Source organism: Micromonospora sp. WMMA1998, assembly GCF_027497375.1.
In the GTDB taxonomy this organism is placed as follows: domain Bacteria; phylum Actinomycetota; class Actinomycetes; order Mycobacteriales; family Micromonosporaceae; genus Micromonospora; species Micromonospora sediminicola.
Genome location: NZ_CP114911.1, coordinates 5857514 through 5868188, shown reverse-complemented (window position 1 = coordinate 5868188; position 10675 = coordinate 5857514). Strand labels below are relative to the sequence as shown.

General features: G+C 74.6%; 11 protein-coding genes. 6 read left to right on the top strand and 5 right to left on the bottom strand.

Going from position 1 to position 10675, the window contains the following annotated elements; genetic code table 11:
- Positions 1 to 30: 30 nt before the first annotated feature.
- From O7600_RS27295 to ligD, 4 genes are all read right to left on the bottom strand, one after another.
- Positions 31 to 3192: an ABC transporter permease gene (locus O7600_RS27295; RefSeq protein ID WP_281591263.1), complete on the bottom strand. Its 3162-nt coding sequence runs from the start codon at positions 3190 to 3192 to the stop codon at positions 31 to 33.
- Positions 3193 to 3355: 163 nt separating this feature from the next.
- Entirely contained in the window at positions 3356 to 4048 is a 693-nt protein-coding gene (locus tag O7600_RS27290) for a DUF559 domain-containing protein (protein ID WP_281591262.1), read from the bottom strand.
- 370 nt (positions 4049 to 4418) lie between these two features.
- A complete protein-coding gene (locus tag O7600_RS27285; RefSeq protein ID WP_281591261.1) occupies positions 4419 to 5168 on the bottom strand; it encodes a hypothetical protein in 750 nt (249 codons plus the stop codon).
- 27 nt (positions 5169 to 5195) lie between these two features.
- On the bottom strand, positions 5196 to 6224 hold the full coding sequence (gene ligD, locus O7600_RS27280; RefSeq protein WP_281591260.1) for a non-homologous end-joining DNA ligase: 1029 nt from the start codon (positions 6222 to 6224) through the stop codon (positions 5196 to 5198).
- Positions 6225 to 6271: 47 nt separating this feature from the next.
- Here ligD and msrB point away from each other — a divergent pair, with 47 nt between their 5' ends.
- Entirely contained in the window at positions 6272 to 6682 is a 411-nt protein-coding gene (gene msrB, locus O7600_RS27275; RefSeq protein WP_281591259.1) for a peptide-methionine (R)-S-oxide reductase MsrB, read from the top strand.
- Positions 6683 to 6688: 6 nt separating this feature from the next.
- On the opposite strand, the gene O7600_RS27270 is transcribed toward msrB, so the two are convergent.
- Entirely contained in the window at positions 6689 to 6964 is a 276-nt protein-coding gene (locus O7600_RS27270) for an isoamylase early set domain-containing protein (protein ID WP_091579420.1), read from the bottom strand.
- 153 nt (positions 6965 to 7117) lie between these two features.
- Here O7600_RS27270 and O7600_RS27265 point away from each other — a divergent pair, with 153 nt between their 5' ends.
- From O7600_RS27265 to O7600_RS27245, 5 genes are all read left to right on the top strand, one after another.
- The gene (locus O7600_RS27265; protein WP_091579424.1) at positions 7118 to 7378 is read left to right on the top strand and encodes a Prokaryotic metallothionein; all 261 of its coding nucleotides are present in this window, start codon (positions 7118 to 7120) and stop codon (positions 7376 to 7378) included.
- Positions 7379 to 7436: 58 nt separating this feature from the next.
- Positions 7437 to 8015, top strand: a complete 579-nt coding sequence (locus O7600_RS27260; RefSeq protein WP_281591258.1) for a redoxin domain-containing protein — start codon at positions 7437 to 7439, stop codon at positions 8013 to 8015.
- Between the two features lies 1 nt (position 8016).
- A complete protein-coding gene (locus tag O7600_RS27255; protein WP_281591257.1) occupies positions 8017 to 8940 on the top strand; it encodes a cytochrome c biogenesis protein CcdA in 924 nt (307 codons plus the stop codon).
- Positions 8941 to 8949: 9 nt separating this feature from the next.
- Complete coding sequence (locus O7600_RS27250; RefSeq protein ID WP_281591256.1) at positions 8950 to 9396, top strand: GNAT family N-acetyltransferase; 447 nt, start codon at positions 8950 to 8952, stop codon at positions 9394 to 9396.
- Between the two features lie 115 nt (positions 9397 to 9511).
- The gene (locus O7600_RS27245) at positions 9512 to 10630 is read left to right on the top strand and encodes a lytic polysaccharide monooxygenase (RefSeq protein WP_281591255.1); all 1119 of its coding nucleotides are present in this window, start codon (positions 9512 to 9514) and stop codon (positions 10628 to 10630) included.
- Positions 10631 to 10675: the final 45 nt, after the last annotated feature.

Sequence of the window (10675 nt, the reverse complement as noted above, 5' to 3'; positions counted from 1 at the left end):
CCACGTCGCGGGCCGCCCTGCTCCAACCGGTCACTGGTCTCCCCCGATTCGCAGCTGTGCCGCCGCCACCCGCTGCCGGATGCCGAAGGCGATGAACGCGCTGAAGGCCAGCGCCGCAAGCAGAAGGCCCGCCGCGGTGAGCCCGACCGGCAGCCACGGCAGGACGAAGGCCGCCTCGGGCACCGGCCGGGTGGCCGACGGGGTGAGGATGACCAGCGGGGCCATCGTCACGCCGACACCGGCCCCGAGCATCAGCCCGACGCCGACCCCGATGCCCGCCAGGAAGGTCTGCTCGGCCAGCAGCGCCCGGGCCAGCAGGCGGGGCGTGGCGCCGAGCGTGTGCAGGACGGCGAACTCGCCCAGGCGACGCCGGGCGGTGGCCCACACGTCCACGAGGAGCCCGACGAGCGCCAGCAGCACCGCGCCCAGCGCCGCGACGAGCAACCCCGTGCGGGCCCCCTGCCAGTACGGATCGGCCGCGGCCCGGTCGGCCGTCTGGCGCCGGTCGAGGACGGTCACGCCGTCCAGTTCCCCGGCCGCCTGCCGGACGCCGTCGTCGTCGGCGCCGAGCCACCACTCCTGCACCGGCCGCACGGCGCCGCTCTCGCGGATCAGCCAGTCGGTCGCCGCCGGCATGTCCAGCAGCACGCCCTCGCCGGTGGCGGAGGGCACGGCGTCCACCTCGCCGGCCACGGTCACCGGCAGCGACACCCCCGACAGCGAGAGGGTGACCGTCTCCCCGGGGCGCAGGCTGAGCGCCTCGCGCACGCCGGGGGTCAGCAGCGCGGGGACCGGACGGGCCTCGCCCGTCGGCACCACGGCGAAGCGTGAGGACTCCTGGTACGCGAACTGCCCGCCGGCCACCAGCACGACGTCGTTCTCGACGGTGAGGCCGGTGGCCGTGGCGTCGACCCTGGTCCTCGGGCCGGCCGCCGCCCCGATCGCCTTCCAGTCGGCGCCCAGGGACAGCGGCCGGGCCGTGCCGGCGGCGTCGACCACGCGCAGGTCGTTCACCCCGAGTCGGTACGCGGTCCCGGCCACGTCCCCGCCGTCGACCTCGAACCCGGCCAGCCGCAGCTCACCGGCGCCGGGGAGCGGGATGCGGAACGGCACCCGTCGACCCGACTCGTCCCCGGTGCCCACCGGCAGCCGCAGGGCGAGTCCGTCCGCGCGGGTCACGAGCAGCCACACCTGCACCCGCTGGGGGGAGACGGCGTCACGTACGGCGGTGCGGAGCGTGCCGGTGATCGACCGGGTGCCGTCGGGCAACGCGACTCCCGGGGCCGGGCCGCGTGCGCGGACCATCCGGTCGAACAACGCCGGCACCGGCACCGACGTCAGTCGGTCGTCCAGCCGCACCACGCCGGCGGCACCCGCCGCGTCGAGGCTGACCACCGTTGCGGGCAGGTCCGCCCGGCCGACCCGGATCTCGTCCCGCCACCCGGGAAGGGCCGCCCGGACGCCCGGCAGCGCCGCGACCTCCGCCGGCCGACCGGGCGGAGCGACCCCGCCGCGCTCGGTCAGCCGCAGATCGGCGCCGACCACGTGGTCGGCCTGGTCGACCTGGGAACGCTCGCCGGTGGCCACCAGCGACCAGGCCAGCGTGCTGCCGCCGACCGCGAGGGCGAGCAGCAGCACCGGGCCGGCGTGCGGGCGGCGGCCCGCCTGCCACATGCCCAGAATCGTCGCGGTCCACAGCCGGCGGTCGACGAACCGTTCGGCGAAGCGGGTCGCTGGCGGCAGCAGGCGCAGCGCCACCACGGCGCCGGCGAGGACGCCGAGCGTCGGCGCGGCGACCAGCAGCGGATCCATGCCCAGTCGTCCGGCCGCGCCCGAGATCGGCGACGAGTACTGCCGCAGCTGGGTCCAGGCGAGCACCGCGAAGCCCACGAGCACCAGATCCAGACTGGCCCGCTGCACGGCGGCGGACCGGGTGGGCCGCGACCGGGCCGCCATGTCGGCGACGTAGGTGCCGGTGCTCCGCAGCGTCGGCGCGACCATCGCGACCAGGCATCCGGCCCCGGTCAGCGCGGCCGACAGCCAGAGCGCCGTGAGGCCGCCGTCGGCGGACGCGCCGACCCGTTGCAGGGCGGCGTCGGCGACCAACGGGCCGACCACGGCCGCCGGCAGCACGACGAGCGCGGCCTCCCGGGCCGCGAAGCCGGCCAACTGGTGTCGGGCGGCGCCACGCGCCCGGAGCAGGGCGGTCTGGTTGCGCCGGTCGGCGTGCAGGAGCGCGGCCACCAGGATCAAGGCGTACCCGCCGAGCACCACGATCAGCAGGACCGGCGTGGCCAGCGAGGACCGGCCCACCAGGTCGGCGCCGGCCGCCCGCCCGAGCAGCCGGTCCATCGCGGTGACGACCTGGGCGGAGTCGCCGAGCCCGGCCGCCGCCGGCACCCCGGCGACGGTTGCCGGGAGCGCGTCCCGGACGTCCAGCAGCCGGCCCTGGCCGGCCACACTGGCGAGGTCCGGGCGCACCACCCACCACGCGGACACCAGGCTCGGAAAGGTCCTGGTGAAGTCCGCCGGGTCCAGCACGAACGGGCCGTACGAGGTGTCCGAGGCCGGGGCGCTGCCGGCGCCGACACCGGGCGCCAACTGCCAGTAGGCCTCCGTGGCGTCGCGGGGTCGCCAGGTGCCGACGAGCACCACCTCGCCGGCCCGGTCGGTGCTCCGGTCGAGCATCGGCACCCGGTCGCCGACGGCCATGCCGAGCGCGCCGGCGACCTTTTCCGGCAGCGTGACCTGGAGTGGGCGGGCACCGGCCACCGGCCACGCCCCGGCGGTCAGCTCGGCGTGCGCCGCGAGGTCGTCGAGGGTGGCCAGGTTGGCGAAGACGAGATCGTCGTCCTGGGGCCTCGGCCCGAGATCGCCGGTGAGTTGCCGCCCCGAGCCGTACCGGGCCCCGTACACGTCGACCCGGGCGCCACCGAAACCGTCGGCGAAGCCGTCACGGACCTTCCGGTCGCGCTCCGCCGCCTCCGCGGCGTCACGTCCGGCGGGGCCGGTCAGCAGCAGGCTGCGCTCCTCCAGCGGGGCGCCGTTGAGCAACGCCTGCTGGCCGGCCTCGACCGCCCTGCGGTTGTACTCGGTGAGACCGGCCACCAGGGCGATCGCGACCAGCGCCGCGGCGATCGCGGCGACCAGCAGCCCTCGCGCCGCCCTGGCCCGCCTCCATACCAGTCTCATCCGACCCCTCCCGTGGCCCCCGACGGGCCGATGACCAGGAAGACCGCTGAAGGGCCGGAAAAGGTTCGCGCCCGTTACATGATCGTTATCCCCGCCACCTCCCGCTGCCTCCCACCTTCCCAGCCCTTTCCGTCGCCTAGGAGGTGCGGCAGGGCGGGGCGGATCACGGAGCGGCGAGAAGGAGGGTGCGGACGGCACCCAGGATCCGCTCCGGTCGACGGTAGAGGTCGGCGGCGGTGTAGACGCGCATGCGCCAGCCCTGCTCGGCCAGCCAGTTGAGGCGGGCACGGTCGTGGTGCAGACGGTCCTGGTCGAAGTGGGAGCGGCCGTCGTACTCCACGCCGACCCGCTGCCTGCGGTAGCCCAGGTCCAGACGGTAGATCCCCGTGACGTCGTCGGGTACCCAGAGTTGCGGCTCCGGTGGCGGGAGCCCGCCGTCGATCAGCAGCAGCCGCAACTGGCTCTCCTGCCGGCACTCCGCGCGCGGATCGGCCAACTCGACCAGTCGATCAGCCTGGCGCACCCCGCGCAGGCCGACATGGGACGCGACCTCTGTCCGCAGCTCGTCACGACCGCAGGCGCCCACCCGCAGGCAGAGATCCAGCGTCGGTAGCGCGTCCGCCCGGCGCGTCACCCGGGCCAGATCGACGGCGCAGCGGGCGGCCGACGCGCACGGTATCCCGGCAATCTCCACGACCTCGCCGATCGGTAGGACGCTCTGGTGCACCGCCACGCCCCGGATGGTCGGCACCGCGCCGCCCGCCGGCACGATGACCTGCACCAGCTCGCTGAGCACCGCGCCGAACCGGTGCAGCCCGGCGCCGGTGTGGAATCCCGCCACAGCGTGCGGGGGCAACCGCCGGAACATCGCCCGCAGCCGGCTCGTCTCGTCGTCGGCGTACCCGTAGACACCCGCGCGAGCCGGCTCAGCCGCCCCGCCTCCACCCGGTGGCGGATCGCGCCCCGACTCAGCCCACCCGCCAGCAACTCCCCGTACCCCCACACACGAACACTGTCCCGTCCCGGCCCCGCCCCCGTCCGCCCCTGTGGACAACCCCGCCGCTCGCACTCGATCCGCTCCCGCCCCTTCGTCGACCTTGGAGTTATGGCACCTCAGAAAAGTCGTAGAAGGGGCATCAGAGGCGCCACAACTTCAAGATCGACGACCAGGGCCGGGAAGGCGGGTCACCCGTCGTACTGGTGGGGTGCCGTGCGGTCGGGTTCGGTCAGTCGGTGAGCAGCGTGGCGACGTCGCCCCCGGCGCGGAGCCGGTCGATCAGGTCGAGCACGGCCGGCGGGCCGCCGTGCGCGTCCACCCACCGGTGGACCCGGCAGGCGGCTCGGGCGTACACCTGCTCGTCGGCCCCGGCGGCCCGCAACCAGGCGTCCAAGGTCTCCGGCAGCGGCCCCGGCGAGGCGTCGCGGCAGCGGTCCGGCTCGGTGGGCGGCAGCAGGTAGCGCCGGTCGTCGGCGACGAGGACGGCGAGACCCTCGTCGAACCACTGGGGAACGTCGCCGGCCCGGGCGCCGAGCCGTACGTGGAACTCGACGTGCGACAGTTCGTGCGCGGCGATCACCGGGTCGATGCCACGGGGCGAGAGCATGAGCGCCTGGTCGAGGATGGCGACCCCCCGCTCGCCACCGCCCCCGATCCGCTCGTAGCAACCGGGGGTGAAGCAGGCGAGCACCGTCGGGTCGCTCCGGCGCCCCCGGTAGAAGTCGTCGACCCGCCGGGTCGCCGCGTCGTACACGTCGACGAGCCGCTGCCGGTCGGCGTCCGACCGGCCGGGTTCGACATAGAGGCGGTCCCGCACCGGCACCATCCCGTAGCAGCGGGGGCAGGTGGTCGCGGCGACCGAGGGGTAGGCCCGGACCAGCACCGCGCCCGCGACGAGCAGCAGGACGACCACCCCGGCCAGGGCCCACGGCCAGCGTCGCCGTCGTCGGCCCGGCGCTCCCCTTCCCCCGGCTCTCATCAGCGGCCTCCTTCGTCGACGGGCGGCTCAGGGGCGCGGGCGGTCGCGGTCCTTGGAGGGCTGGACCCGTTTCGGCTCGCCGGGCATCTTGGGGTATTCCGGAGGGTAGGGCAGGTCGCCGAGGCCGTCGGCGGCGTCCCGCTCGGCCCACTCCAGCAGCGGGGTGATGTCCCACGGCGCGTCGTCGATGCCGGCGTGCGGGTCGCCCCGCTCGGCGAACCGGGCCGGCACGGTGCCCAGGTGGAAGTCGTCCGGGTCGACCTCGGGCAGCTCGTCCCACTCGACCGGGGTGGAGACGGTGGCGCGGGCGTTGGCCCGCAGCGAGTATGCGCAGGCGATGGTGCGGTCGCGGGCGGTCTGGTTGAAGTCGACGAAGACCCGCCGGCCCCGCTCCTCCTTCCACCAGGCGGTGGTGACCAGCTCGGGTCGGCGTCGTTCCAGCTCGCGGGCCAGCGCGATGGTGGCCCGGCGCACCTCGACGAAGGTCCAGCGCGGTTGGATGCGCAGGTAGACGTGCACGCCCCGACCACCGGAGGTCTTCGGCCAGCCGGGCACCCCCAGCTCGTCGAGCAGCCCGCGCAGCTCCCCGGCGGCGGTCACCGCGTCGGCGAAGTCGGTGCCGGGCTGCGGGTCGAGGTCGACGCGCAGTTCGTCCGGCCGGTCGGTGTCGGCGGCGCGCACCGGCCACGGGTGGAACACGACAGTGCCCATCTGCGCCGCCCAGGCGACGTGCGCGAGGTCGGCCGGGCAGAGCTCGTCGGCCTTCCGGCCGCTGGGGAAGCTGATCTCCGCGGTGCGGATCCACGGGGGTACGCCGCGCGTCGGCACCCGCTTGGAGAAGAACATCTCCCCCTCGATGCCCTCGGGGAAGCGTTGCAGGGTGGTGGGCCGGTCCCGCAGGGCCCGGGTGATCCCGTCGCCGACCGCCAGGTAGTAGTGGAAGACGTCCGCCTTGGTGAAGCCGCGCTGCGGGAAGATCACCCGGTCGGGGCTGCTGAGCCGCACGGCCCGCCCGGCGACCTCGATCTCCTCGACGGCGCTTCTGCTGCCCGCCATCAGGCGACCCTATGCGATGGCACCGACGGCCGACGTACCGTTGACGGGTGAGTCTTTCCGACAACGAAGTGCCCCGCACCGAGGACGAGTGGCGCGTCCGCCTGAGCCCGGAGGAGTTCCGGGTGCTCCGGGAGGCCGGCACCGAGGCGCCCTGGACCGGCGAGTACGTCGACACCAAGACCCCGGGCGTCTACCACTGCCGGGCCTGCGGGCTGGAGCTGTTCCGCAGCCAGGACAAGTTCGACTCGCACTGCGGCTGGCCGAGCTTCGACGACGCCATCCCGGGTGCGGTCAAGGAGATCCCCGACAACACGCTCGGCATGCGGCGCACGGAGATCCGCTGCGCCCGGTGCGACAGTCACCTGGGGCACGTCTTCGAGGGTGAGGGCTTCACCCCGAAGGACACCCGGCACTGCGTCAACTCGATCTCGGTGCGGTTGGAGCCGACCGGCGGCTGACCGCGCTCAGAGTCGCAGCAGGCCGCCGGCCTCGTCCACCTGGTCGGCGGCCTCGTCGTCGAGCCAGACGCCGCCGGTGGCGAGGTAGCGGAAGCGGTACTCACCCGGGCCGAGCCGCACGGTCACGGTCCGGGTGCCGTCACGGCGCGGCACCAGCTCGTGCCGGCCCGGCTCCCACCCGTTGAAGCAGCCGACCACGCTGACGGTGCCGGCCGGGGCGTCCCGCGGGAGCGAGAAGGTCACCCGGGTCTGGTTGCCGAAGAGCTTGTTGCGCTTGATCACGGATCCTCCGGAATTGCAGCGGTCACCACAGTCAACGCACGACACGCCGGGAGCGACTCGCCGTCGGGCCGGACCAGGTTCGCCCGTTCCGGTTGCCCGGGTGTGTCGATCACGCGACCCTGGGGTGACAGGTCCGTTTTCGGAGGGTTTCGCATGGCTACTTGTGAAGTTTGCGGCAACGACTACTGGATGGCGTTCGAGGTGCGCACGGTCGACGGGTCCCGGCACACGTTCGACTGCTTCGAGTGCGCGGTGCACAAGATGGCGCCGGTGTGCGAGCACTGTCAGATCAAGATCGTCGGGCACGGCGTCGAGGTTTCCGGCCGCTTCTTCTGCTGCGCCCACTGCGCGCGGGCGGTCGAGGGCGACCAGGGCGCCGAGATCCGCGACGCGGTCGGCGCCCGCCCCGCCTAGAGCGGCCGTAAGTGGGCAGTAAGGGTTGCCGCCGGTCGGGCCCGGTTAGCATCCGGCCATGCCCGCCACCGGATCGTCGCTGCTGCCACTGACACTGACCGCCGTGCTCGCCCTCGCCGGCTGCGCCGGGGCCGACCGCCCGGCCGCCGAGCCGGCCCCGGCCACCCCGAATTCAGCGCCCACGACACCCGCCGGGACGACCGCCGCGCCCACCGCCTCCGCCGCCGCGCCGGTCCCCGCCGTGCTGGACTTCACGGTACGCACGATCGACGGGAAGCCCTTCGCCGGCAGCGCCCTGGCCGGGAAGCCGGCCGTGCTGTGGTTCTGGGCGGCCTGGTGCGGCCGCTGCCGGGGCGTCGCCGGGGACGTGGCCGCGCTGCGCCGGGACCACGCCGACCGGGTCAACCTCATCGGGGTGGCCGGGCTGGGCAGCGGCGACGAGGCGATGCGGCGGTTCGCCGGCGACACCGGCATCGCGGAGTTCCCCAACCTGGCCGACGACGAGGGTGAGGTGTGGCGCCGGTTCGGCGTCCGCAGCCAGGAGTGGTACGTGCTGCTGGACTCCGCCGGCCGGGTGACCCACTCCGGCGCGCTGTCCCAGGCGGAACTGCGCCGTCGCGTCGCCGGGCTGGCCTGACATGCCCGACGCCCCCTACGGCCTGGCCCTGGCCGCCGGCCTGCTCGCCGCGGTGAACCCGTGCGGCTTCGCGCTGCTGCCCGCGTACCTGTCGGTGCTGGTGTCGGGCGAGGGCCCGGCGGCCGCCCGGGGGTCGCTCGCGCCGGTGGGCCGGGCGCTGGCCCTGACCGCCGCGATGACCGTCGGCTTCGTCGCGGTCTTCGGCACGTTCGGCCTGCTCGCCGGCCCGGCCGCGGACGCGGTGGCGCGTCGTCTGCCCTGGGTGTCGGTGCTGATCGGGGTGGCGCTGGTGGCGGCCGGCGTCTGGCTGTTCACGGGCCGGCAACTGCCGACGTTCACCCCGCGTCCGGCGGCCGGTCCCGCGGTGCGGGCCCGGTTCGGCTCGATGGCCCTCTTCGGCGCGGCGTACGCGGTGGCGTCGCTCGGGTGCACGATCGGGCCGTTCCTGGCCGTGGTGGTCGCCGGTTTCCGCGCCGGCAGTCCGCTCGCCGGCATGGGCCTCTTCGTGGCGTACGCCCTGGGCATGGGGTTGGCGGTCGGCGCCGCCGCGCTCGCCGTGGCGCTGGCCCGGGAGTCGCTGGTCCGGCGCACCCGCCGCGCCGCGCCGCTGCTCGGCCGGCTCGCCGGCGTGCTGCTCGTGCTCACCGGCGGCTACGTGGCCTGGTACGGCTGGTACGAGGTGCGCCTGTTCGCCGGCGGCGGCGCGGACGACCCGGTGATCGCCGCGGCCGGCCGGGTGCAGGGTTGGGTGAGCGACGGGTTGGCCCGCCTCGGACCGTGGGGGGTGGCCGCCGTGGTCGCCGCCCTGGTGGCGGTGGGCGTGGTCGGCACCGTGGCCCGCCACGTCGGCGCCGCCCGCTCCGCCGGGGTCGCCGCGCCGGCGCGCACCGACGTCGAGTCCACCGCCGAGGTGGACGCGACCTAGCATCGCGGGATGCCACCGTCCATCGACTCACACGTCGCGGCGTTCAGCGAACTGGACGCCCGCACCTTCCACGACCTGCTCCGGCTGCGCATCGACGTGTTCGTGGTCGAGCAGTCCTGCCCGTACCCGGAACTCGACGGCCGGGACGTCGAGCCCGGCACCCGCCACCTCTGGCTGACCCGTGACGGCGCCGTGCTGGCGTACCTGCGGATCCTGGCCGACCCCGACGGCGTGGCCCGGATCGGGCGGGTGGTGGTGGCGCCGGCCGCCCGCGGCGCGGGCCTGGCCGGCGCGCTGATGGCCGAGGCGCTGGCCGAGGTGGGCGACCGGCCGTGCGTGCTGGAGGCGCAGACGCACCTGGTGGCGTTCTACGCCGGGCACGGCTTCGCGGTCGACGGCCCCGGCTACGTGGAGGACGGCATCCCGCACACCCCGATGCGCCGGAATCCCAACTAATTGACGTCTATCGCTTTCTGTGGCAGCGTGCGGACGGAGCCGCCACGCGGGAGAGGGCAACTCCCGACAGTCCGGGCGTCGGGCACCGACATCCCCACCACCCCGGAGGCTTCACATGTCCACTCCGTACCGCCGTCGCGTCCCGCTCGCGGCGGCGATCCTCGGCGTCTGCGCGGTCGTCGCGGCGCTGCTCACCACCGCGTTCTCCGGCCCGGCCGCGGCGCACGGGTCGGTGGTCGACCCGGCGTCGCGCAACTACGGCTGCTGGCAGCGCTGGGGCAGCGACTTCCAGAACCCGGCGATGGCCACCCAGGACCCGATGTGCTGGCAGGCCTGGCAGGCCGACCCGAGCGCCATGTGGAACTGGAACGGCCTGTTCCGCGAGGGCGTCGCCGGCAACCACCAGGGCGCCATCCCGGACGGCCAACTGTGCAGCGGCGGGCGCACCTCCGCCGGCCGCTACAACGCGCTCGACACGGTCGGCGCATGGAAGACCACCTCGATCTCCAACAACTTCCGGATCAAGCTGTACGACCAGGCCAGCCACGGCGCCGACTACATCCGGGTGTACGTGACCAAGCAGGGCTTCAACGCGTTGACCACACCGCTGCGCTGGAGCGACCTGGAGCAGGTCGGCCAGATCGGCAACACCCCGGCCAGCCAGTGGACGCCCGAGACGTCGGGCGTGTCGATCCAGGTGCCGGCGAACGCGCCGGGTCGCACCGGCCGGCACATCGTCTACACCATCTGGCAGGCCAGCCACCTGGACCAGTCCTACTACCTGTGCAGTGACGTGGACTTCGGCGGGGCCGGCCCGTCGCCGACCACCACGCCGACCGCGTCGCCCACCTCCTCGCCGACCACCACGCCCACCTCTTCGCCGACGGGCGGCCCGACCACGCCGCCGAGCACGCCGAACCCGGCCGGGGGCTGCACCGCGACCTACCAGATCACCGGCCAGTGGGGCGGCGGCTTCCAGGCCGAGGTGAAGGTGACCAACGGCAGCGGCTCGCCGATCCGCGGCTGGTCGGTGAGCTGGAACTACCAGAACGGGCAGCAGGTCAGCTCGGCGTGGAACGCCACGGTGGCCACGAGCGGAACGCTGGTCACGGCCCGCAACGTGTCCTACAACGGTGCGCTGGCGCCGGGGGCGAGCACCTCGTTCGGCTTCACCGGCACCACGACCGGCACCAACCCGGTGCCGGGCATCCTCTCCTGCACCACGACCGCCTGACCCCCCGCGGTAAGGAGGGGCCCCCTCTTAACACGTCGGTGTTAA